Below are 23,871 nucleotides of genomic sequence, written 5' to 3'. Positions count from 1 at the left end.
GCTCACATGGCTGTGACCAGTATTTTCACCCTTGCTCATAATACTTAGGTGAGGCTAACCTATGGAACGGCTCAAGGTGAGCCGAATCGATCAGCAAAGGGGGACGTCTCATGACCACATCGGCCATGCGCAGACTTGTCGCCAGCGTGCTCGGGGCCATGGTGGCCCTGGCTGGAGCTCTTGTCGCTCCGGCAGCGTGGGCGACCGACGGTCCGACTGTGACCGTCTCACAAGCATCCCGGGATGGCGGCAAGGTCACTATCACCGGAAAGGGATTCGCGACCGAAGGGACCGGTGTGTACGTCGCCGTCGCTCCCTCGTCGGTCAAGCAGTTCTACGGTAATTCGGACAAATTCGTCGGTTACGACCCGAACAAGCCCATGACGGAGTCCGCCTCCACGATCTGGGTCTACCCGCCGGCGATGAAGGCCGTAGGTTCCAAATTCACCCAGGGCGCGCCTATGGCCGCAGATGGTTCGTTCACCATCAAGATGTACGTTCCTGCCTTTGAGAAGGGCAAGGGCTACGTCGTTCTGACCAGCAAGGCTCATGGCGTCGGGAGGCGCGACAAGTCCAATGACACTCGTACTCCGGTGACCTACCAAGCCGCTCCGGTTCCTCCGGCGCCAAAGCCATCGATCGCTCCGTCGATCCCGTCCAAGCCCAGCACCCCGTCCAAGCCCAGCACCCCGTCCAAGCCCAGCACCCCGTCCAAGTCCAGCAAGCCCGTCGAGCCCAGCATGCCGGCCAAGCCCAGTGTTTCTGCCAAGCCGTCCCCCACTCTCAAGTCCGCACCGGTGAAGCCGGTTGTCACCACCCCGGCCCCCCACCGCACCATCACCAAGAAGGTTTGCACCAACGGCCGGTCCAAGGTCACCGCCGGTTCCCTCAGGTGGGGTCTGCGCACCTCCTTCACCAGCTATCTGCGTGGCCCGATCGCCAACGGTTCCTGGAAGCTGTCGAACGGCGCCGACTGGAACGGTTCGGCCTTCACCTTCCCGCTGCGCAGCGGATCATTCGATCCCGCCACCAAGTCGGGCACCCTCAATTACTCCGGGACCGTCCACATGACTGGTCACAACGGCATCCTGGACATGACGATCTCCAACCCCGCCCTGGTCATCAAGGGGTCGACGGGTCACGTGTACATGACCGTCAAGTCCTCCTCGATGGATGGGAGGAAGACCGACTACGGGCGAGTTGACTTCGCCACCTTCTCCACTTCCCCCTCTGGAAATGTCAAGATCAATGGCTCCTCGGTCAAGCTCACGGCCCAGGGTGCCAAGGCGTTTGCCGGGTTCTACAAGACTGGTGAGCCGATGGATTCGCTGTCGTCGAGCCTCACCCTCTCGGCCGAGAAGGTCTGCCACGACGTCACCATCGATGCCGTCACCGGCAAGGTCATCAGCGGCGGTCCTGGGTCCGGTCGTGGGCTGCCCGCCACCGGTGCCCTCGGACCTTCGACCGCTCGCGGCGACATCGCTGCTGCTGGCAGCTTGGCCCTCATCGTCGTCATCTCGACGGTGGCCGCGTGCCGACGCCGCTACGCCGAGCACTGATCCATCCAACCTGACTCATGGGGGTGGGGTCGCCCGACCTCACCCCCAACCATCCTCCCGAAAGGTCGTTGCATGATCCGGATGCGCCGTCGAGTTGCCGGAGCCGGCCTCGTACTCGCGATGCTGGTTGCCGGGTGTGGCCCCTCGGCCACGCAGTCAGAAACATCGCCCCACTCCGTTGCCCCCACGGTGTCGCCGTCCTCGACGCACTCGGCAACTCCCTCCACTGCGGCGCCGAGGCTGCCTGATCCTCGCAACCTTCGCGGTCTCACTGAGGTGCCGGACCTGTCGGACCCAAAGCCGGTCGACGGGTCTTTCGGCCAGAAGCTGCCCGTCACGGTCACCGACGTCGAGAACAACACGGTGACGGTCACCGACACCTCTCGGGTCCTGGCCCTCGACCTCTACGGCACCCTCTCCCGTACCCTCATCGGACTGGGCATGGGGGACAAGATCGTCGGGCGTACCGTCTCGTCGACTGAGAAACAATTGCACGATCTTCCCGTCGTCACCGAGAACGGTCACACCCTCAACGTTGAGGCCATCGCTGCCCTCAAACCGACCCTCGTCATTGCTGACCGCAGCGTTGGTCCTCGTGAAGCCCTTGATCAGCTTCGCAAGTCCGGGATCCCGGTCGTCCTCGTCGACCCCCATCGCAGCGTCGACAAGACCGCTGACCTCATCCGTACGGTTGCGAAAGCAGTCGGCAAGCCCGCCGCCGGTGAAGCTCTGATGAAGCGTGCCCGGGATGAGATAGATGCAGCCAAGGAGGAAATAGCTCAGTGGGCCCCGAAGAAGCCGATGAAGATCGCCTTCCTCTACGTGCGCGGCACCGCTGGGATCTTCTTCATCCTCGGCTCGCAGGACGGGGCCAGTGAGCTCATCCACGGCGTGGGTGGCGACGATGTCGCCGGAGACAAGGGCATCAAGAGCGTCGCCCCCGCGAATGCGGAATCCCTCGTCTCCCTCAATCCGGATGCCATCTTCGTCATGAAGGACGGGCTGACGTCCACCGGTGGCATGAAGGGTCTGCTGGCGAGAGCTGGGGTGGCCAACACCATTGCGGGCAGGAACCATCGCGTCATCGCCATCCCGGACGGTATCTCTCTGTCCTTCGGACCGCAGACCGGTGAGGTGCTGACCTCGGTCGCCAAGGCACTGTACGGGGTCAAATGAGCGCTCTCGTCCAACCTGCGACTGCACGAACGGGAATTGCCCGACGCGCGCGAACCCGAGTCGTCACCTTCATCATCCTGGTTGTCATCGTGTGCTGCCTCGTGCTGCTCTCGGCGATGGTCGGGCAGTACCGAGTCGAGGCCACTGACGTTGTCAGAGGAGTCTTCGGCGGCTCATTTGCTGACCCCCTGGCGGAGTCCGTGTTGTGGCAGATCCGGTTCCCCCGCATCGTCCTGGGCCTTCTGGTGGGAGCCAGCCTCGCAGTGGCTGGAACCGTCATGCAGGCGCTGTTCTCCAACCCGCTCGCTGAACCCGGCGTCATCGGGGTCTCCTCGGGGGCTGCTGTGGGGGCATCGATCATGATCGTGGTGGCTCCCACCTTCCTGGCCGGATTCGGGGTTCCCGCGGCTGCCTTTCTCTCAGGATTGCTGGCTGCCAGCGCCGTCTACGTCATGGCGCGGTCCGGACGACGGACAGAATCGACCACACTCGTGCTGACCGGCATCGCGGTGACGGCGGTCTGTTCGGCGATCACCTCGGTGTCAACCTATGTCGCCCCGACGACCGCACGAGACCAGATCGTCTTCTGGCAGATGGGTTCCCTCAACGGGGCCACCTGGAATCAGGTGGCGACGGTCGGGACGGTGGCCGCCGTCGGCATCGTCTGGGCCGTGTTCATTGCCGCCAGGCTCGACACCCTGGCCCTGGGGGAGAGGGCTGCCGGGCACCTCGGTATCAACGTCAATCGGCTGAGGCTGTCCTCGATCGCGCTCACCGCCCTGCTCACCTCTGCGGCGGTGGCCTACGCCGGGGTCATCGCATTCGTCGGCCTCATCGTGCCTCATGTGCTTCGGCTGGTCATCGGGCCGGCGAACACATGGCTCATCCCGGCCTCCATGCTGGGTGGGGGTTTGCTGGTGACCCTGTCGGACGTCGCAGCTCGCACCCTTGTCCCCTACGCCGATCTTCCCATCGGCATCTTCACGGCCATGGTGGGCGGGCCAACCTTCTTCATCCTGTTGCGACGAGGAATGCTACGAGGGGGAGCGTCGTGATGATTCGTGCCCGTGGTGTTTCCTTTCGGTACGGGGAGCGGACGATCCTGGACGGAGTCGACCTTGACGTCCGCGCCGGAGAATTCGTCGGCCTGCTCGGGCCCAACGGGGCCGGCAAGACGACCCTGTTGAGCGTGCTGTGCGGAGACCTCGACGGGTGGCAGGGAACCGTTGAACTCGACAGGGTCCCGCTGCAGGAAATCGCGCGGCCCGACCTAGCCCTGCGCCGCTCCGTGATGCCCCAGTTCAGCGAGTTCCCGTTCTCCTATCTGGTTCACGACATCGTCATGATGGGACGTTCACCGCATCCACGCGGCCCAGAGGACGCCATTCTCGTCGAGGCCGCGATGGAGCGCACTGAGGTTACTGGGTTGGCGGACCGAGAGGTCACCGCTCTGTCCGGGGGAGAACGCTCCCGGGTCACCCTTGCCCGGGTATTGGCCCAGGACACCCCCTATGTGTTTCTCGATGAGCCCACTGCTGCTCTCGACATCTGTCATCAGGAACGCACCATGGAGATATGCCAGGAACTGGCTGCAGCGGGATGCGCAGTGGTTGCGGTGATGCATGACGTCGGATTGGCTGCGGCCTGCTGCGATCGCATTGCCCTGCTCTCCGAAGGAAAACTCGTGGCCGCCGGCGATCCCGAGGAGGTTATCACGGAGGGTAACCTCACTTCCGTGTACGGATGGCCCATCGACGTCATCACGTTGTCGACCGGGGATCTCGTCGTTCTGCCCAGACGTCCCTGGAACCCCACCCGCGACGAGCGAAGGACACCATGCCCAGAGATGCAACATCGGTGATGTCGCCCCGATCACCCCACCGGGCTCGGCAAGTTGCTGCGGTGCACCTTCTCGAAGTTGCTGGCACGGCACTCGTCCTCGTCGCCGTGGGGCAGGCCGTCGGTGGTCGCCTCGAGGGGTTCGTCCTCGGCTCCGGGTGGTACTGGGCGATGGGAGTCGGCGGCGTCGTCGCTGCCACAGCCGCAGGTGCAGCCATGGGGATGTCAGGTCGTCATGCCCGTGCCGAGGAGGCTGCCCTGCATCCCCGAGTACTCGACGTCCTCTACCGACGATCCCTCTCCGCGCCACCTGCTCCGGATGAAGGTGACAGGGTCGTCATCCTGGCCGGTGACAACGCCGAGCGGGTGAGTGAGTACCGCCAGGTGTTCCGTCCCGACATGATCGCGGCGCTGACCACCCCTGTCCTCGTGTGCCTCGGGATCCTCATCGGTTTGGACTGGCTCACCGGACTCGTCCTGCTGGTGATGTGTCCGCTCATTCCAACCTTGATCAAGGGATTCCTCAAGCTCTTCCGCAAGAGGTCCTCGGAGTCCCGGCGGGAACGAGCACGCCTGACTGCTAGCTACCTGGACGCCATCTCGAACCTCGTCCTCATAAGGATGCTGGGAGCTGGCCAACGAGTCGAGGATGATCTGCGACAGCGCGGGGAGGCAAACCGCGGAACGATCATGAAGCTCTTGGCCGGAAACCAGGTCGTCATCATCGTCGTGGACGGTCTGTTCTCCCTCCTCTTCATCGTCATGTCGGCAGGCATGGCCATGACGCGATGGCAGAACGGCCACATCACGGCGAGCTCGGCCATCACCATCGTGCTGCTCTCGGTTCTGTTGTTGGAGCCGCTGCACCAGGTGGCGGCCTTCTTCTACATCGGCATGGGTGGCAAGGCGTCGGAGAAGGCCATTGGCAGGTGGTTCGACGAGGCTCCGGAGCACGTAGCGTCGCACGGCCCGGTGGCCTCGACGGGTGATGGTTCGGGAGCGATGACTCTTCGCGACGTCACCGTCGGGTATGGAGATTCGGAGATCTTGCACGGTGTTGACCTCGTCATCCCGCGCGGATCCCGCACCGCCATCGTCGGACGCTCGGGAGCCGGCAAGTCAACCCTCCTCGGGGTCATGACAGGGACGTTGCCTGCGCACTGTGGTCAGGTCGTCGTCGACGGTCTTGACGCCGAGTTGGCCGAGGCCGGAGCCATCCGTGGAGTCAGTGCATCGGTCAACCAGCGGACGTGGTTGTTCGCCGGTACGATCGCCGACAACCTCGCTGTCGCCAACCCGGACGCCACCCCCGAGCAGATGTGGGAAGCGCTGAGGCGCGCAGACGTCGCCGACGATGTGGCGTCAATGCCGTGCGGGTTGGATTCTGACGTCGGTGAACAGGGTTGCCTGCTCTCGGGCGGCCAGGCCCAACGGATCTCGCTGGCTCGGGCCTTCCTGTCCGGGCGGAAGATCCTCCTCCTCGACGAGCCCACCTCCCACGTGGACATGGACTCTGAACAGCGCATCATTGACGCCATCTCCAGGATTGGTGACGACACGACGGTCGTCATGGTCACCCACCGACGCCGGCTCCTGGACCTGGCCCATGACGTCTACCGGGTCGCGGACGGCACTCTCGTGCCGGTCAGTGCCGACGAGGTGAACAGTGAGGACCTTGATCGAGTCGAGAGCGAGGACCGAGCATGAGCGAACCGTCAACACGCGACGTCGTGACGTGGCTCACCGGAATCACACGCCCGGTTCATCCACCTCTCTACTTCTCGGCCGTCATGAGGATCGTCCACCTGGTTGCCGACATGGGACTGTTCGCGGTGGCGGCCGGCGGAATGGTCGCCGTCGTCACCTCCGGCTGGTCCGTGCGGGCCTGGCTGGGATGGTTGGTCGGGCTGGCCCTGGTGCAGGCCGTCACCTTCTACCTGGAGCAGTTCAGCGGTCATTACGTGGCCTTCAAGGCCCTAGAGGTGTTGCGAACCCATGCCTTCTCCCGGCTGTGGCCCAAGGCTCCGGCTGTCGTCAGCCATTCGCGCACCGGTGACGTTCTGGCCAGCCTCACCCGCGACGTCGACCGCATCGAGGTCGTCTACGCTCACACCTTTGCTCCCGTTGTGGCGGCCTTCCTCGCCCCGCTCATCGCTGTGGTCACCGGCGGAGCTGTCTACGGGTGGTCTGTGGTGGCCATACCCGCCGTCGTGCTGGCCGTTCTCATCGCGGTCCTACTCGTCGTCGGGACAAGATCGAGCCTGGACGCCACCCATGAGGTCCTTGGCCTGCGTCGCGAACTTGCCGCGCACGTCACGGACTCGGTCTTCGGCGCCGCCGAGGTGGTCGGGTACGGCCGCCAGCACGACCGGATGGCCGAGATGGCCCGTCTCGACGCCCAGATCGCCGAGGGCTCGGCCAAAGCTCGCCGGTACGTGGCCATTCGACGAGCCGCGTGTGTGGCGGCGGCGATGGGCATCGTCGTCTCGGTGTCCTTGATGGCTATCCATGAGGGGGTCGGCGCCGTCGGAGTGTGTGCTTTGGCCGCCGCCGGCCTGAGGATCGTCGAGGGACCGCGCGGAATTGAGGATGCCGTCGGCTATCTCGACCATTCCTTGGCGGCGGCGAGGCGCCTGTGGCAGATCAGCCACTCGCCCATGGAAGTCGTGGACGGTCCGCAGGAACTCCGTCTCGATCACGCCCCGGCAGTTGAATGGCGCGACGTCACCTTTTCCTACCGCAATGCCGATGGGACAGCCCTGGCTCCTGCGCTTGAGGGGGTGAGCCTCAGCGTTCCTGCCGGTGGACACGTCGTCGTGACGGGGGCATCCGGGTCGGGAAAGACGACGTTGGTGAATCTGTTGCTGCGCCACCATGACCCCGATTCCGGCCAAGTTCTCCTCGACGGTGAGCCGGTCTCGTCGTTCACCCTGGACTCCCTGCGTCGTGCCATCGCCGTGGTGTCCCAGCGTGTGGAGTTGCTCAACGCTTCGATCGCCGACAATTTGAGGCTGGCGGTCCCCGACGCCACTGACGATGAGTTGTGGGGTGTGCTTGACGAGGTCGGTCTTGCTGCCGAGGTACGAGGTATGGATCATGGCCTGGAGACGGTCATCGGCCCACGAGGTATCAGATTGTCGGGAGGACAGGCCCAGCGACTGACGGTGGCGCGGGCCATTTTGCAGAGGCCCAAGGTCCTCGTGCTGGACGAGTTCACCGCATCTCTTGGTCCTCGATTGGCGGCAGAAGTCCGAACGAACCTTGCACGTTGTCTGCCGGGGGTGACGGTGGTGGAGATCAGTCATGGTCAGGATCACGACGGGGAAGTCGTCGCCATGGACATGGGACACATCGTTGAACCAGCGACGATGGGGTGAAGGCCCCCTATGCTGGTCTCACGACTGATGGAGGTGTTATGAGGTCTGCGCGAGCGGCCACGGCGGCGCTGCTACTGGCTGCTGTTGCGGCGATGACCGGCTGTTCCCATTCTGACGAGGACGTCAGGCCGGCAACGACCCAGGCGAGTTCCGACGTCTCCAACATCGGCATGACGTGCGATTCTGCGGTGGCCCACCATGCGGTGAAACCGGCGACGGTTTCTGCTGTCAAGGGCTGGAGAGGGACGACCATCACGGTGTGTCTGATGGGCTCGGACAACAAGTCCTCAGAATCGATGGAACAGGTCCTCAGTAGCGACGACGACATCAACAACATCATCCAGGGCAGCGCTGAGACTGCCAAGGACCGTCCCGTGACCTGCCATCCCCAGAAGGACCAGTGGACGATGATCATCGATCAATCGGGTAAGGCCTGGCGACTCACCCCGCTGGAATGCATCACCGCTCCCGGTGGGTCAGCCACCCCGAATGACGAGAAGACGCCAGCCTGATGCCATATCGAGATCACGGGGACGGCATCGTTCGGGTAGGCCTGACGGGCGGAATCGCCAGTGGCAAGTCGACGGTTTCCCGCCTGTTGGCTGAGCGAGGAGCCGTCGTCATCGATTACGACCAGCTTTCCCACGACGTCGTGGCCGCCGGATCTGAGGGGCTTCGCCAGGTCGTCGAGGCTTTCGGTGAGCAGGTGCTCTCCGGCGACGGTTCCCTGAACCGTCCTGCGCTGGGGTCCATCGTCTTTGCCGATCCGGTTGCCCGGCGACGTCTGGAGGGAATCATTCATCCTCTGGTCGAGGAGGCTGCCCGACTGGTTGATGAAGAAGCCCGTGGTTCGGACGGGCAAGTCGTGGTGGTTCACGACATTCCGTTGCTCGTGGAAACTGGCAGAGCTGACGAATTTGACACGGTCGTCGTGGTTGACGTCGACCCTGCCGAGCAGGTGCGACGTGTCGTCGAGAGGGATGGTCGTTCTGAGGAGGACGCGTGGTCCCGGATTCGTGCCCAGGCATCCGGCCAGGAGCGTCTGGACGTCGCCGACGTCGTCATCGACACCGGTTGTTCGCTCGAGGACCTTCCTCACGAAGTGGACCGAGCTTGGGACCACATCCTTGGGTGTGGGAAATCTGGCGGTCCTCAGCGGTAGCTCGCACCGGACCGTTCGTGGGAGGATGTGCCCCATGCCACGATCCGTATCGGAACTCCTGCCCGGTTTGGGGCTGATGGGCGTCGCAGCTGCAATTTCCTACGGGATCAATCACGTCGTACCGCTGTTGTCCAGCATGCTCATCGCCATCATCCTCGGAGGGATAGCGCGTAACACCAAGCTCATCCGTCCCTCTGCCGAGCCCGGAGTGGCGTTCACCAACAAGGTCGTCCTGCGTACCGGTGTCGTCCTTCTCGGTCTGCGGCTGTCCCTGCCGACGGTGGCGAAACTCGGTTGGGCTCCCATCGTCGTCATCCTCGTCACCCTGACGGTGACGTGGTTCGCGACCACCTACCTCGGCCGCGCGATGAAACTGTCAGGGCCGACTCGCATCCTCACCGCCACCGGTACCGGCATTTGTGGTGCCGCCGCCGTGGCCGGTATGTCGGCCGTCGTGCGTCCCGACCTCAAGGGTGAGGAAGGGCGGGGTCAGGTCGACGACGCCGCAGCGACCGCGGTGGCATCGGTCACCCTTTTCGGCACCGTGGCACTTCTCCTCTTCCCTTGGCTGGCCGGCGTTCTGGGGCTCACTGCGCGCCAGACTGGCGTGTGGCTCGGCGCATCGATTCACGAGGTCGGCCAGGTGGTGGCGGCGGGCAACATCGCCCACGTCACCGACGTCGCCGTGGTGACCAAGCTCGGCCGCGTCGTGTTGCTCGCGCCGCTCGTTGCCCTGGTGGGGCTATCACAGAAGCGCAGCGCGCAGCGGCACACCGGGACGAAGATGGGGCCGATCATTCCGCACTTCGTCGCTGGATTCCTCGTCATGGTCGTCATTCGCTCGATCTTCGACCTGCCCACTTGGCTGACGGGCGGGGTCAATGAGATTGCCACGATCCTGCTGACGGCAGCCATGGCTGCGATGGGCGCCGGTGTCCGTATCAAGGTCATTGCCTCCACCGGCGGGCGCGCCATCGGGCTGGGCGCCATCTCAGCGACTATTGCTGCGGGCGTCTCCCTGCTCCTCGTTCTTGCCCTGGTCTGAGTTCCCGCCGGGCTGAAATCCGGGGTTCTCGCATCGGGGTGGCATCGAACTAGGGTTGTCCTCATGCGTCCAGTTACCGACATCACTCGCCGCGTTGCGCCCTTCCACGTCGTCAGCGAGTTCGAGCCTTCTGGCGACCAGCCGCAAGCCATTGCAGAGCTGGAGAAGCGGGTCAAGAGCGGTGAGCAGGACGTCGTTCTGCTGGGTGCCACCGGTACTGGCAAGACGGCCACGGTGGCATGGTTGGCGGAAAAGCTGCAACGGCCGATGCTCGTCATGCAGCCCAACAAAACCCTGGCGGCCCAGTTCGCCCAGGAGTTGCGCACCTTCTTCCCGGACAATGCCGTCGAGTACTTCGTCTCGTACTACGACTATTACCAACCCGAGGCGTACATCCCTCAGACGGACACCTTCATCGAGAAGGACTCCAGCCTCAACGAGGAGGTCGAGAGGCTGCGTCACTCCGCGACGAATTCCTTGTTGACCCGGCGAGACGTCATCGTCGTGGCGACCGTCTCGGCCATCTACGGTCTGGGTACTCCGCAGGAGTACGTCGACCGGATGATCCCGTTGGAGGTGGGGCAGGAATGGGATCGTGACGAGCTGTTGCGGGACCTCGTCACCAACCAATACGTCCGCAACGACATTTCGGGTGAGCGCGGCACCTTCCGAGTCCGCGGCGACACCCTGGAGATCTTCCCGGTCTACGAGGAGAACGCCTTGCGCGTGGAGTTCTTCGGCGACGAGATCGAGGCCCTCACGACGATGCACCCTCTCACCGGCGAGGTCGTCAGTGAGGACGAGCAGGTGTACGTCTTTCCGGCTACCCACTACGTTGCTGGACCGGAGCGTATGGAGAAGGCGATCGCGTCCATCCAGAAGGAGTTGGAGGAGCGCCTCGCCGTCTTGGAGCGGGACGGGAAACTGCTGGAGGCCCAGCGGCTCCGGATGCGCACCACTTACGACGTCGAGATGATGCAGCAGGTCGGCGCCTGTGCCGGTATCGAGAACTACTCGCGTCACATTGACGGACGCGCTCCCGGCTCGGCCCCGAACTGTCTGCTCGACTACTTCCCCGAGGATTTCGTGCTCGTCATCGACGAGTCACACGTCACCGTCCCGCAGATCGGAGGCATGTACGAGGGCGACATGAGCCGTAAGCGCACCCTCGTGGAGCATGGTTTCCGGCTGCCCAGCGCGATGGACAACCGCCCTCTGAAGTTCGACGAGTTCACCCAGAGGATCGGCCAGACCGTCTATCTGTCGGCCACACCCGGAGCTTACGAGACGGAGCGGGCCAATGGCGTCGTCCAGCAGATCATCCGCCCGACGGGACTGGTCGACCCTGAGATCATCGTCAAGCCCACTCGCGGCCAGATTGACGACCTCATGGCCGAGATCCGCACCCGAGTGGATCGCGGCGATCGTGTCCTGGTGACGACCCTGACCAAGAAGATGGCCGAGGACCTCACCGACTACCTCATGGAACACGGCATCCGCACCCGGTACCTGCACTCGGAGATCGACACCCTCAAGCGCATCGAACTGCTCAAGGAACTGCGCATGGGAGAGTTCGACGTCCTCGTCGGCATCAACCTGTTGCGAGAGGGCCTCGACCTTCCGGAGGTGTCCCTGGTGACCATTCTGGATGCGGACAAGGAAGGGTTCCTTCGCTCGGAGCGCTCCCTCATCCAGACCGTCGGCCGTGCCGCTCGAAACGTCAACGGTCAGGTCATCATGTACGCCGACCAGATCACCGACTCGATGCGGGTCGCCATTGACGAGACGAATCGTCGTCGCGAAATCCAGTTGGCCTACAACAAGGAGCATGGCATCGACCCGCAACCGCTTCGCAAGAAGATCGGTGACATTACCGAGATGCTGGCCCGCGAGGAGGCCGACACCGACGCTCTCGTCGAGAAGTTCAACTATGGCAAAGGCCATCGCGGCTACAACTCGATGATCACCGACGAGCAGCGGGCGGCCCAGGGCAAGCGCCTGGATGCCTCGAAGATGGCCGAGGAAGATCTCGGCAACCTCATCGTCGAGCTCACCGAAGAGATGCGCTCTGCTGCTGGTGAACTTAAGTTCGAGGTGGCGGCTCGTCTTCGCGACGAGATCGCTGACCTGAAGAAGGAATTGCGCCAGATGGTGGAGGCGAATCGCTAGTTCACACCCGGTTTTCGACTCGCGTCGGACGACGCGGGTGTGAGAGGATGGAAGCCCCTGGAGGGGAGTACTCCTGAGAAGAGTGTGGTCGTCATCACGATCGTGTCATCACGGTCCGGCTGCACAGCCCCGGTAAAACGGCACCTGCCGCACCGGTGCGGACGAGACCTCCGGACCTTCTCGCTATTCCCTCGGAGGCCCGGTTTTGCACGTTCACGCGTATGTCTGGATCATCACCATCCTTGTGATGGGGGCCTTGCTCTTCTTGGACGTCATGGTCCTGGGGCGAAAGCCTCACGTCCCCTCCACCAAGGAATGTGCCACCTTCGTTGGTGTGTTCGTCGGCCTGGCAGTGTTGTTCGGCTTGGGCGTCTGGATTCTGCAAGGGCATTCCGCAGGCGGTCAGTTCTTCGCGGTGTGGTTGACCGAGTACAGCTTGTCGATCGACAACCTGTTCATCTTCCTCATCCTCATGGAGAAGTTCGACGTTCCACGGAAGCTGCAGCAATTTGCCCTGCTGGTGGGCATCATCGTCGCCCTGGTCTTCCGAGGTGTCTTCATTGCTCTGGGGCAGGCGATCCTGGAAGCTTGGGCCTGGGTGTTCTTCATCTTCGGTGCTTTCCTGCTATACTCGGTGATCGACCAGGTGCGTGAGTACCGTCATCGGGATGACGAGGATGAGGTCACCGGCGAGAACGGCCGTTTGATGGCGTGGCTCAAGCGCACGGTTCCGACCACCGGTGACTACCGCGGCACCAAATTCTTCGTCCGTGAGAACGGCAAGACCCTGGCCACCTCGATGTTCACGGTCTGTGTCGCCCTCGGCATGACTGACCTGCTCTTCGCCCTGGACTCCATCCCAGCCTCCTACGGCCTGACGAGCGAGGGCTACCTCATCTTCACCGCCAACGTCTTCGCCCTCATGGGCCTGCGCCAGCTGTACTTCCTCATCGGAAGCCTGCTCGAGCGCCTGGTGTACCTGTCACTGGGCCTGGCGGTCATCCTGGGCTTCATCGCCCTCAAGCTCATCGGCCACGCCATGCACCACTATGGCCTGGATCAGGCGTGGTTGGGCATCAGCACGGAGATCTCGATCGGTGTGTCCCTGATCACCATCGTCGCGACCTTGGTTCTCACTACCGTCGCGAGCATCATCAAGAGCAAGAGAGACGACGCAAAGACCAAGATCGAAGCCTGATCTCGGCATGACATGAGTGGTTGGGATCACCAGCCGCGTTCCCGCCACTGGCGGAGATGAGCAGGGATGCCGCGGCGCTGTCTCGTGGTTCAGGGCAGGGGAGTGCCGAGCGGTGCCATGATGAGATGTCCTTCTGCACGGATCTGCTCGACCGCGACGACGTACCGTGGGTGGGTCGAGGTCGAGCTCGAGCTCACTTGGACAGGTCCTTGACGAAGAGGAAGAGGAGGGGAAATGCGAGTCTCGTTCCCATGGGATTCGGACGTATGGGCACCCACGGTGAAAGTGGCCCAGCAAGCTGAGAAGGCCCAGCTGATGACGGTGCTGATCCAGGTGGCGCCGGCTGTCGCCCTGGATCAGGCCTGGGCGGAGTTGTCGCGCGACCACGCGAGCGAAGGGGAGTACATACTGGACGGGGGAGCGTCCCTGCTTCGGCGCGGCGATGGGCTGGTCGAAGCGTGCAGTGGTGGTGAGGACGTGCTGAGTTCGCTGTCGTGGACACTGAACCAGACGCTCGAAGGCGCCGTCCACCATGCCGACGCAAACGCAACCCTGACCGTGGTCGGCGAAGCGCCCGATCGTAGGCATGTGGACCTCTAGAACGACTTCCGTCACCAGCCCCGCTCGCGCCATTCGCCCAGATGGGGCCGCTCTGCACCCAGCGTCGTCGGCAGCCCATGTCCCGGCCAGATGACCGTCTCATCGTTGTAGATCCCGAAGACCTTCTTCTCCAGATCCGCCATCAGCGTGGCGAACTGGGTGTCATTTTGTACCCGTCCAGGGCCACCGGGGAAGAGGGAATCTCCCGTGAGGATGTGGTCACTCGGGTTGCCGCGCAGTCGGAGGGCGATGGATCCGCGGGTATGACCCACCAGGCCGATGACGTCGAGTTCGATGTCGCCGAGGCGGAAGAGATCCCCGTCCCACACCGTGCGGCAGGTCACGCCGGTGCTGGCCTCGATGGCCTCGGCGTCGGGTTTGCCGCACCAGGGCTGGGCGCCCGTCGCAGCAATGACGTCAGCGAGAGCTCCGGTATGGTCGGAGTGACGGTGGGTCGTGATGACGGCGCCGACCTCGTCGTCGCCGACGAGGGCCTTGAGCCGACCGGGTTCCGCTGCCGCGTCGACGAGGATGGCAGGACCGGCGCCGGGACGAATGAGATAGGCGTTGTTGTCCATCGGGCCCACCGACACCTTGATGAGGTCAATGTCCTCGTTGACCCTGATGAGGTCAGCCTCGGGTCCGGGATCGACGTGGTGGAGCGTCATGACGATTCCTTCCTGGGACGAGCAGGCGATCCGCCGGGAGTTCCGTCAGATGAGCATGGGAACGGCGAGCTGGTCGGCCTCGGCGAGACGCGAGGTTCCGCCTCTGCCTGACAACCATCCTGCCAGGGCGCCGTCAGGCCCGTGAACCGTCGTAGCGAATCCAACCCCGCCGATACGATCAGTCAGCCCGGAGTCGGAGACGATACGCATGGCCGGGACTTCTGGACGGTCCCGTAGCCGGAAACATGCCCACTCCAACAAGGTTCGGGATGCGACATCAGGGAGGTCGTCGACGGTCATTCCAAGATCGAGGTCGACGTGGTGGAGCGCGATCTCGGCAAGCCGCAGGGCAGGCAGGTCGGTGGCGTCGACACGGATGTCGTCAGTGAGCCAGATCGCAGTGCCGGGATCCATGCCTTCGAGGGAGTCGAAGGTGGCATTGAGGGAGCCTGCCGTGGTGTCCAGATCGATCTGCAATTCCACCCCGGTGCGTTCCGAGCCGCGTTCGATGTCGCGGTCGCGGATCTCGTCAGAGGGATACAGGCGGGGCACCTCACGGCCAGCGACAACGGCCCTCGTCACTGTTTCCAGGGCCTCGGCATTGCGGGCTATATGGGTCGCAATGTGGGCGCGGGTCCATCCAGCCAGGCGGCTGGGGGCCTGCCACTCCTCATCCGACAAGCCCATGGTGGCCCCGAGAAGTCGCTGGGTGGCTTCCAGTTTGGCAGTGCGGATTTCGTGTAGGGGAGCGCTCGGACACAGACCTGGAGGTCGTGTGACTGCGCTCATGTCGTCCAACCTACTTGCACTTCAAGGAAGTTGCCAGATCAATGGCCACCGGATGGGTCTGCTGGTCCCAGACCCACAGGGCTTCGGGAGGCTCGTCCGTGTTCCGTTCTGCCGACCGCGCAGAGCCGCAGAACTGTCTTCCGTGGCCTCTACCATGAAGCCTGTGAGCGACCACATCATCGTCCGCGGTGCCCGAGAGCACAATTTGCGCAACGTCAGCCTGGATCTTCCCCGGGACGCCATGATTGTGTTCACTGGCTTGTCAGGATCGGGAAAATCCTCCCTTGCCTTCGACACCATCTTCGCTGAGGGCCAGCGTCGTTACGTGGAATCCTTGTCCTCCTACGCCCGCCAGTTCCTCGGACAGATGGACAAGCCAGACGTCGACTTCATCGAGGGTCTCAGCCCCGCCGTCTCCATCGACCAGAAGTCCACGTCCCGCAACCCACGTTCGACGGTCGGCACGATCACGGAGATCCATGACTACCTGCGTCTGCTCTGGGCCCGTATCGGCAAGCCCCACTGCCCGGTGTGCGGGGAGCTCATCAACCGTCAGACCCCTCAGCAGATCGTCGATCGGTTGATGGCCCTGGACGAGGGCACGAAGTTCCAGGTGCTGGCGCCGGTCGTCCGTGGCCGCAAGGGCGAGTACATCGAACTCTTCCGGCAGCTGACGACTGACGGTTTCACCCGTGTGCGCGTTGATGGTGAGGTCCATCGACTCGGTGAGGTGCCGCCCCTGGACAAGAAACGCAAGCATGACGTCGACGTTGTCGTCGACCGGATCGCGGTCAAACCGTCGGCCAAGCAGCGTCTGACGGAATCCGTGGAGACCGCCCTCAGCCTGGCTCACGGGATCGTGGGTATCGACTTTGTCGATCGTAACCCTTCCGACCCGCATCGCGAACGTCGATTCTCCGAGACGATGGCTTGCCCCAACCAGCATGACATCGACATCGATGAGCTGGAACCTCGCCAGTTCTCCTTCAACGGCCCCTGGGGAGCATGCCCGACGTGCTCGGGTTTGGGGGCAACCCTCGAGGTCGATCCCGAACTCGTGGTTCCCGACTCAGGGCTGAGTCTGCTCGAGGGAGCCATCGCGCCGTGGTCAGGGCCGCGAGTGGCCAACCACTACCAGCACGTCTTTGCGGGTCTGGGGGAGAGCCACGGTTTTGACGCGGCCCTGCCCTGGTCAGAACTTCCCGCGAAGGCGCGCAAGCTGGTGATGCATGGGGAGGGCGATCCGGTGATGGTCTCGTACCGCAACCGGTTCGGCCGAGTGCGCACCTACTCGCAGAATTACGAGGGAGTGTTGCACTACGTGCGTCGTCGTTACGACGAGGCTGAGACCGACGCCGCCCGCTCCAGGTGGGGACAGTACCTGCGCGAGGTGCCATGCCGTGACTGCCATGGCAAGCGACTTAAGCCGACGAGCCTGGCCGTGACGGTTGGCGGTCACAACATCGCCGAGGTCTCCGACATGTCCATCGGGGAGGCCTCGCAATTCCTCAATGCCCTGACGCTGACGGAGCGTGAGGCGACCATTGCCGAGCGGGTCATCAAGGAGGTGCGAGCGCGGCTGCGGTTCCTTATCGACGTCGGTCTGGACTACCTGACCTTGTCCCGGTCGGCCGGATCACTGTCGGGCGGTGAGGCCCAGCGCATCCGACTGGCCACCCAGATTGGTTCGGGACTGGTCGGTGTGCTCTACGTCCTCGACGAGCCCTCCATCGGTTTGCACCAGCGCGACAACCGCCGTCTCATCGACACCCTTGTCAGGCTGCGGGATCTCGGTAACACGCTCATCGTCGTCGAGCATGACGAGGACACCATTCGCGTCGCCGACTGGGTTGTCGATGTCGGCCCGGGAGCCGGCGAGCACGGCGGAGAGGTCGTCGTCTCGGGAACCGTCGACGATCTGCTGGCCAGCGAGAGGTCGCTGACGGGTGCCTACCTGTCGGGCAAGAGGTCCATCCCGTTGCCGGCGAGCCGACGTCCCCGAACCGGACGGCAGTTGGTCGTCAAGGGCGCTCGTGAGAACAATTTGCAGAACGTGGATGTCACCTTCCCGCTGGGTCAGCTCGTCGTCGTCACGGGAGTGAGTGGTTCTGGCAAGTCGACTCTGGTCAACCAGATTCTCTACACCTCGTTGGCACACCGGATTCACGGAGCTCGGGCGGTCCCTGGCAAGCACGAGACGATGACCGGCGTCGAGGAGATCGACAAGGTCATTCATGTCGACCAGTCCCCGATTGGGCGGACTCCGAGGTCGAACCCGGCAACGTACACCGGGGTCTTCGACAAGATTCGTGCCCTCTTCGCCCAGACCCCCGAGGCCAAGGTGCGCGGCTACCAGCAGGGCCGGTTCTCCTTCAACATCAAGGGGGGACGCTGTGAGAACTGCCAGGGTGACGGCACCATCAAGATCGAGATGAACTTCCTTCCTGACGTCTACGTGCCGTGCGAGGTCTGCCACGGGGCCCGGTACAACCGCGAGACCCTGGAGGTCCACTACAAGGGCAAGACGATCGCCGAGGTGCTCGACATGCCCATCGAGGAGGCGTGCACCTTCTTCGAGCCGATCTCCTCGATCCACCGCCACCTCAAGACTCTCGTCGAGGTGGGACTGGGCTACGTACGGCTGGGACAGCCGGCAACGACGCTGTCGGGCGGAGAGGCACAGCGCGTCAAGCTTGCCTCAGAGTTGCAGAAGCGTTCTACCGGCAAGACGCTGTACGTACTCGACGAACCCACGACGGGTCTGCACTTCGAGGACATTCGCAAGCTCTTGCTGGTGCTGGGACGGCTTGTCGATCAGGGAAACTCGGTTCTCGTCATCGAGCACAACCTTGACGTCATCAAGACCGCTGACTGGATCATCGACATGGGTCCCGAAGGTGGTAATGGAGGCGGCTTGGTCGTCGCGGAAGGGACTCCGGAACAGGTGGCCACCGTCGAGGGCTCCTACACCGGGCAGTTCCTGTCCGAGATTCTGGCCGGGCAGGAAGTCCCCGTCGGCGATGGGCCGACTCTCATCGAGGAGCCGGCCAAGGCCAGGAAGAAGGGTGCGAAGAAGACTTCTCGCAAGAAGACCCGCTGATCGGTTCAGGAACCGCTGACGCTCAAGGTGCCGTCCTTCTCGGTCACCTTGGCCTTGCCCAGGCCAGCAGCAGCGGGGCCCTTGGTGACATGACCGTCAGTGATGTCGAACTTCGAACCGTGGCAGGGGCACAGCAGGGAGCCGTCACGGACCGCGTCGACCTGGCATCCAGCGTGTGGGCACACCCGCACGAAGCCCTTGTAGGTGCCCTTGGTGGGCTGGGTGACGACGAAGTTCGTGCCGTCGATCACGGTCCCGCCGCCCACCGGGACATCAGCGGCCTTGATCGTTGCAGGGCCGGTGTGGACGTCATTGGAGTTCTGGTAGGTGTTGCAACCGGTGACCGATCCGGCAGTGGCCAGGGCAGCGACGCCGCCAGCAGTACGCAGGATCTCGCGTCGAGTGGGGGACATGGTCTCTCCTTCGTGCTCAGCGGGTGCCGGGGTTGCCGGTGGAGGCGGCGACGGCGCCGTGAACCATACCTGCCTCGATGAGGTGATCCACCCGATTGATCCAATGAACCTCATATCCATTCGGGTGAAGCTCGATCATCGAGGTGGCGGTGTTCTGCAAGCCGACCCAGTGGGGTTCACTACCGATGGGGTAATTGCGCAGATCAGCGGCAAGTCGTGGGGCAATGAGGTGCAGCAGGAGCATCGACCCGATGGCTCCGTGGGCCACCAGGGCAATGCAATCGTCGTCATCGTGTGTCTCCCGCACCCATTCGGCGATGCGACCGGCACGATCTGCCGCCTCTGCGGCAGTTTCGATGCGGGCCTCGCGCCACCCCTCCTCGGTAATCGTCTCCGGGAAGACAGCGCGATCGGTGATGGCAGACAGGGTCGACAGCGGTGACCCGGGGTGACCGGTCTCGGCTCCGTCAACAATCTCAACCGGACCGGGGCGTTCGAAGATGAGGTCGCTGACGGTGATGGGCATGTCGAGGGCTTCGGCGACCGGGGCTGCCGTCTGAATGGTGCGCATCATGGGGGAGGAATACAGCTTGGTCGGTCGCGGAGAGACTGACCCGATCCATGCCCCCAGGGCCTCAGCCTGATGTCGTCCCAATTCGGTGAGTTCGGGGTCAGGCTTGCGCCCTTGACGGTACGCCTCGACGGACTTTGCTGCATTGGCATTGTTTTCGGACTGGCCGTGGCGAATGAGGAGAAGATGCACGTGGCCAGCCTACCGGTGAAGCTGCTGGAGCATTTCCCGCCCGCAGGACGGGGCGTTCGGACGGAGGGAGGAACCACGTCGTCATGACCCCTAGGCTTGCCCCATGGCCGATCCGTCCAGTTACCGTCCTGCCCCGGGGACCATCCCCACCCAACCAGGGGTCTATCGATTCAGTGACGAGCACGGGCAGGTCATCTACGTCGGCAAGGCCAAGAACCTGCGCAACCGGCTCAACTCCTACTTCCAGGACATCTCGGCCCTCCACCCGCGTACTCAACGGATGGTCACCACGGCCGCCCACGTGCAATGGACAGTGGTGCAGAACGAGGTCGAGTCCCTCCAGCTCGAATACACCTGGATCAAGGAATTCGATCCGCGGTTCAACGTCATGTACCGCGACGACAAGTCCTACCCGTGGCTGTGTTTCACCTGGACGGACGAGTACCCGCGTGTCTTCGTCGGTCGCGGTGCTCATCACAAGGGATGGCGCTACTACGGACCGTTCGGCCAGGCGTGGGCAATCCGGGACACCGTTGAGACCTTGCTGCGGGTCTTCCCGATGAGGTCCTGCTCGACCGGCGTCTTCAATCGAGCGAAGAACCAGGGTCGTCCCTGTCTGCTCGGCTACATCGGCAAGTGCTCGGCTCCCTGCGTGGGTCGGATCACCTCGGAGGCCCATCGCGAGATCGCTGACGAGTTCTGCGATTTCATGGCCGGCCGTACGACGAAGATCGTCAAGAGGCTGGAGTCGGAGATGGCGGAGGCCGCCGAGAATCTGGAATTCGAACGTGCGGCCGTCGTCCGAGACTCACTGGGGGCCCTGTCCAAGACTCTGGAGCGCAATGCCGTCGTTCTCGGTGACGGGACCGACGCCGACGTCATCTCGATGGCCGTCGACCCGCTGGAGGTGGGAGTCAGGATTTTCCACGTCCGAGGTGGACGCATCCGTGGCGAACGGGGTTGGGTGGCAGACCGCGCCGACGACGCCGACGAGGCCGAGCTCATGGAGACCTTCCTCACTCAGCTTTACGGCATCAATTCCACTGACGGCCAGGTCCGTGACGACGGTCATGGCAATGCCATCCCGCCGCTGGTGCTCGTCTCCACCTATCCTGCGAATCCCGACGCCATGTCCACGATTCTGAGTTCCGAACGTGGTTCCCACGTCGAGATCCGGGTACCGCGCCGCGGTGACAAGGCGACCCTCATGGACACCGTCACCAGCAACGCCAAGGAAACTCTGGCTCAGCACAAGCTGAAGCGAGCCTCTGACCTGGCCACGCGCACCCGAGCCCTGGAGGAGATCCAGGAGGCCCTCGGTCTGGACCGCGCCCCGCTGCGGATGGAGTCCTACGACATCTCCCACATCCAGGGAACCAACGTCGTCGGGTCGATGGTCGTCTTCGAGGACGGCATGCCGCGCAAGTCCGAGTACCGACGATTCATCATCAAGGGATTCGAGGGGTCCGACGACTTCGCCGCCATGCACGAGGTGTTGTCGAGACGGCTGCGTCGCCTCGTCGAGGACCGCGACGCCATGGCCAAGGCACAAACCCCTGCCGGTGACGTCGGTTCCCTCATCGACCCCACGACCGGGGCACCTCGCAAGTTCGCCTACGCCCCGCACCTCATCGTCGTCGACGGCGGCGCACCTCAGGTACACGCCGCCCAGGAAGTGCTCGAGGAGTTCGGCCTCGAGGATGAGATCGCACTGTGCGGGCTGGCGAAACGTCTGGAGGAGGTGTGGCTTCCGGACGAGGAGTGGCCGGTCATCCTGCCGCGCACTTCCGAGGGGCTCTACCTACTACAGCGTCTCCGTGACGAGGCTCACCGGTTCGCCATCACCTTCCACCGGTCCAAGCGATCCAAGGCAATGGTGGAGTCCGTACTCGACGGGGTCCCCGGACTGGGGGAGACCCGTCGCAAGGCCCTCGTCTCTCACTTCGGGTCAGTGCGAGCGTTACGGAAGGCGACCGTCGAGGACATCGTCGAGATTCCTGGGTTCGGTCCCAAACTCGCGGGAGAGGTCGTTGCGGCCCTCTCCAAGGACAAGCCCGGTGAGGCGATCAACACGGCAACCGGCGAGGTTGCTGACGCTGACGGACTGGCCGATGCCGGTAACAGCACTACCCTTGAGCCGTGAGCACCGAACAGACGACCAGAACCCCGCGAGTTGTCATCATCTCCGGCATCTCCGGTGCTGGCCGTCGTACCGCTGCCCATGCCATGGAGGACTTGGGCTGGTACGTCGTCGACAACTTGCCCCCGGTGATGTTGGGGGCTCTTGTCGACGAGATCGGCGCCAATGACATCGATCGTCTGGCAGTCGTCCTCGACGTTCGAAGCCGGATCATGTTTGACACCCTGGGAGTGGCCGTCGCCGCCCTCGACGAGCGCGGCATCGACCCCGCCATCGTCTTCCTGGAAGCCTCCGACGAGACCATCGTGCGTCGTCAGGAGTCCAGCCGTCGTCCCATGCCGCTCCAGCAAGGAGGTCATCTCCTCGACGCCGTGGCCCTCGAGCGTCGCATGCTCTCCGACCTGCGTGCCGAGGCTGACCTCGTCATCGACACCACCTCCATCACCGCTCGACAGCTCGCCCAACGCATCGACCATGCCTTCGCCGAGGGGATCGACGAGGGCCTGGCCTTTCAGGTGATGTCCTTCGGATTCAAGCGTGGGGTCCCGATCGACGCCGACCTCGTCTTCGATGTCCGTTTCCTGCCGAACCCGTACTGGGTCCCTGAGCTTCGTCCCAAGACGGGTCTGTCCTCCGACGTCGCCTCCTACGTCATGGCCCAGGCCGGCGCGACCGAGTTCATCGATCGAGTCGAGGAACTCCTGGCTGGCATGGCACCGGGGTATCTTCGTGAGGGCAAGAAGCAGGTCACGGTGGCCGTTGGCTGCACCGGCGGGAAACATCGCAGTACCGCCATTTCCGAGGAATTGTCCGCTCGTCTGGCTGCTCGGGGGCACCGCACCGCCGTCCTGCACCGAGATCTCGGGAAGGAATGACGATGGTGTCAACCCCCTCGAAGTTGCCGATTGTCACGGCCTTCGGCGGTGGGCACGGGCTGGCCGTGTCGCTGCGTGCCCTGCGGCGGCTCACGGACCGTCTCACTGCCGTGGTCACCGTCGCCGACAATGGTGGTTCCTCAGGTCGGCTACGCGAGGAATTCGACATCCTGCCGCCGGGCGACCTGCGTCGTGCTCTTGCCGCGCTGTGTGCTGATGATCACCTCGGACGTACCTGGGCGGAGGTGCTGCAGGCGCGCTTCAACGGCATCGGTGAGCTCGCCGGCCACGCCATCGGTAACCTGCTCATCGCGGGCCTGTGGCAGGAGCTTGGCGACCCTGTTTCCGGCCTGGACATGGTCGGTCAGCTCCTTGACGTTCGGGGTCGCGTCTTGCCGATGTCCCTGACCCCGCTTGACATCAGCGCCCAGGTGGTCGGCCTGGACCCGAATCAGCCGGACGAGGAGTACACCCTCACCGGGCAGGCCACGGTCGCCAAGACCCGGGCCGAGGTGCTCAAGGTGAGGCTGGAGCCCTCCGAACCCGAGGCCTGCCCTCAGGCGTTGGAGGCGATTCGCGAGTCCGACAACCTCGTCCTGGGGCCTGGATCGTGGTTCACCTCGGTCATGCCGCATCTCCTGGTGCCTGAGATCGTCGACGCGATCCTCGAGTCGAAGGCGCGGAAGATCCTCACCCTCAACGTGTCGGGGACTGACGAAACGGACGGATTCAGCCCCGCGCGACATCTTGAGGTCATCGCCGAGCACGAGCCACGTATGCGTTTCGACGTCGTCCTCGTCGATCGCGGGTTTGCTGGTCAGGATCCCCATCTGGAATCGTTTGCGCACAATCTGGGAGCTGAAATCGTCGTCGACGATTTGGCAATGCGTGATGGATCGGCTCGGCATGACCCACTGCGGTTGGCGTCGGCATACGCCAACATCATGGGCGTCCAGCCTCGCTGATTGTCGCCTAAGATCACCCTGTCACCCTTTGTA

Annotated in this window: 20 protein-coding genes; 16 read left to right on the top strand and 4 right to left on the bottom strand. The window is 63.7% G+C overall.

From position 1 onward, the window contains the following. Positions 1-110: 110 nt before the first annotated feature. From HMPREF9153_RS10320 to HMPREF9153_RS10265, 12 genes are all read left to right on the top strand, one after another. Positions 111-1,559 (top strand): HtaA domain-containing protein, encoded by a 1,449-nt coding sequence (locus tag HMPREF9153_RS10320; RefSeq protein ID WP_004811776.1) that lies wholly within the window; start codon positions 111-113, stop codon positions 1,557-1,559. A gap of 276 nt (positions 1,560-1,835) precedes the next feature. Further along, on the top strand, positions 1,836-2,735 hold the full coding sequence (locus HMPREF9153_RS10315) for a heme/hemin ABC transporter substrate-binding protein (RefSeq protein ID WP_171023490.1): 900 nt from the start codon (positions 1,836-1,838) through the stop codon (positions 2,733-2,735). Beyond that, complete coding sequence (locus tag HMPREF9153_RS10310) at positions 2,732-3,790, top strand: FecCD family ABC transporter permease (protein WP_004811774.1); 1,059 nt, start codon at positions 2,732-2,734, stop codon at positions 3,788-3,790. The genes HMPREF9153_RS10315 and HMPREF9153_RS10310 overlap by 4 nt, the downstream gene beginning before the upstream one ends. Further along, positions 3,790-4,596, top strand: coding sequence for a heme ABC transporter ATP-binding protein (locus HMPREF9153_RS10305; RefSeq protein ID WP_015582973.1), 807 nt, complete (start codon positions 3,790-3,792; stop codon positions 4,594-4,596). The genes HMPREF9153_RS10310 and HMPREF9153_RS10305 overlap by 1 nt, the downstream gene beginning before the upstream one ends. Next, positions 4,596-6,281, top strand: a complete 1,686-nt coding sequence (locus HMPREF9153_RS10300) for an ABC transporter ATP-binding protein/permease (protein ID WP_004811772.1) — start codon at positions 4,596-4,598, stop codon at positions 6,279-6,281. Before HMPREF9153_RS10305 ends, HMPREF9153_RS10300 begins: the two co-directional genes overlap by 1 nt. Continuing rightward, complete coding sequence (locus HMPREF9153_RS10295; protein WP_004811771.1) at positions 6,278-7,951, top strand: amino acid ABC transporter ATP-binding/permease protein; 1,674 nt, start codon at positions 6,278-6,280, stop codon at positions 7,949-7,951. Before HMPREF9153_RS10300 ends, HMPREF9153_RS10295 begins: the two co-directional genes overlap by 4 nt. Positions 7,952-7,989: 38 nt before the next feature. Further along, the gene (locus HMPREF9153_RS10290; RefSeq protein WP_004811770.1) at positions 7,990-8,463 is read left to right on the top strand and encodes a hypothetical protein; all 474 of its coding nucleotides are present in this window, start codon (positions 7,990-7,992) and stop codon (positions 8,461-8,463) included. After that, positions 8,463-9,113 carry a dephospho-CoA kinase gene (coaE, locus tag HMPREF9153_RS10285; protein ID WP_004811769.1) on the top strand — a complete coding sequence of 217 codons (651 nt, stop codon included), beginning with the start codon at positions 8,463-8,465 and terminating at the stop codon, positions 9,111-9,113. Before HMPREF9153_RS10290 ends, coaE begins: the two co-directional genes overlap by 1 nt. 34 nt (positions 9,114-9,147) lie before the next feature. Continuing rightward, positions 9,148-10,158: a YeiH family protein gene (locus tag HMPREF9153_RS10280; RefSeq protein ID WP_004811768.1), complete on the top strand. Its 1,011-nt coding sequence runs from the start codon at positions 9,148-9,150 to the stop codon at positions 10,156-10,158. A 63-nt stretch (positions 10,159-10,221) separates the two neighbouring features. Then, positions 10,222-12,327: an excinuclease ABC subunit UvrB gene (gene uvrB, locus HMPREF9153_RS10275; protein ID WP_004811767.1), complete on the top strand. Its 2,106-nt coding sequence runs from the start codon at positions 10,222-10,224 to the stop codon at positions 12,325-12,327. Positions 12,328-12,532: 205 nt separating this feature from the next. Continuing rightward, positions 12,533-13,525 carry a TerC family protein gene (locus tag HMPREF9153_RS10270; protein WP_004811766.1) on the top strand — a complete coding sequence of 331 codons (993 nt, stop codon included), beginning with the start codon at positions 12,533-12,535 and terminating at the stop codon, positions 13,523-13,525. Positions 13,526-13,759: 234 nt separating this feature from the next. Next, on the top strand, positions 13,760-14,125 hold the full coding sequence (locus tag HMPREF9153_RS10265) for a hypothetical protein (protein WP_004811765.1): 366 nt from the start codon (positions 13,760-13,762) through the stop codon (positions 14,123-14,125). Positions 14,126-14,136: 11 nt separating this feature from the next. Here the strand turns inward: HMPREF9153_RS10265 and HMPREF9153_RS10260 are convergent, their stop codons facing one another. Then, positions 14,137-14,793 (bottom strand): MBL fold metallo-hydrolase, encoded by a 657-nt coding sequence (locus tag HMPREF9153_RS10260; protein ID WP_004811764.1) that lies wholly within the window; start codon positions 14,791-14,793, stop codon positions 14,137-14,139. Between the two features lie 45 nt (positions 14,794-14,838). Then, positions 14,839-15,582 (bottom strand): maleylpyruvate isomerase family mycothiol-dependent enzyme, encoded by a 744-nt coding sequence (locus HMPREF9153_RS10255; RefSeq protein WP_015582963.1) that lies wholly within the window; start codon positions 15,580-15,582, stop codon positions 14,839-14,841. 154 nt (positions 15,583-15,736) lie between these two features. Here HMPREF9153_RS10255 and uvrA point away from each other — a divergent pair, with 154 nt between their 5' ends. After that, positions 15,737-18,682 (top strand): excinuclease ABC subunit UvrA, encoded by a 2,946-nt coding sequence (uvrA, locus tag HMPREF9153_RS10250; protein ID WP_004811762.1) that lies wholly within the window; start codon positions 15,737-15,739, stop codon positions 18,680-18,682. Positions 18,683-18,687: 5 nt separating this feature from the next. Here uvrA and HMPREF9153_RS10245 read toward each other — a convergent pair whose 3' ends face one another. After that, a complete protein-coding gene (locus HMPREF9153_RS10245; protein ID WP_004811761.1) occupies positions 18,688-19,095 on the bottom strand; it encodes a Rieske (2Fe-2S) protein in 408 nt (135 codons plus the stop codon). 16 nt (positions 19,096-19,111) lie between these two features. Next, entirely contained in the window at positions 19,112-19,858 is a 747-nt protein-coding gene (locus HMPREF9153_RS10240) for a histidine phosphatase family protein (RefSeq protein WP_004811760.1), read from the bottom strand. A 103-nt stretch (positions 19,859-19,961) separates the two neighbouring features. Between HMPREF9153_RS10240 and uvrC the strand changes: the two genes are divergently transcribed. Genes uvrC through HMPREF9153_RS10225 form a run of 3 tightly spaced genes read left to right on the top strand, consistent with a single transcriptional unit; the run spans position 19,962 to position 23,838 of the window. Continuing rightward, positions 19,962-22,001, top strand: a complete 2,040-nt coding sequence (gene uvrC / locus HMPREF9153_RS10235; protein ID WP_004811759.1) for an excinuclease ABC subunit UvrC — start codon at positions 19,962-19,964, stop codon at positions 21,999-22,001. Continuing rightward, on the top strand, positions 21,998-22,873 hold the full coding sequence (gene rapZ, locus HMPREF9153_RS10230; protein ID WP_004811758.1) for an RNase adapter RapZ: 876 nt from the start codon (positions 21,998-22,000) through the stop codon (positions 22,871-22,873). Before uvrC ends, rapZ begins: the two co-directional genes overlap by 4 nt. Then, complete coding sequence (locus HMPREF9153_RS10225; RefSeq protein ID WP_004811757.1) at positions 22,870-23,838, top strand: gluconeogenesis factor YvcK family protein; 969 nt, start codon at positions 22,870-22,872, stop codon at positions 23,836-23,838. The genes rapZ and HMPREF9153_RS10225 overlap by 4 nt, the downstream gene beginning before the upstream one ends. Positions 23,839-23,871: the final 33 nt, after the last annotated feature.

This window comes from Cutibacterium avidum ATCC 25577, assembly GCF_000227295.1.
In the GTDB taxonomy this organism is placed as follows: domain Bacteria; phylum Actinomycetota; class Actinomycetes; order Propionibacteriales; family Propionibacteriaceae; genus Cutibacterium; species Cutibacterium avidum.
The sequence above is the reverse complement of the archived record's forward strand: the minus strand, read 5'-3'. Positions and strand labels throughout refer to the sequence as shown.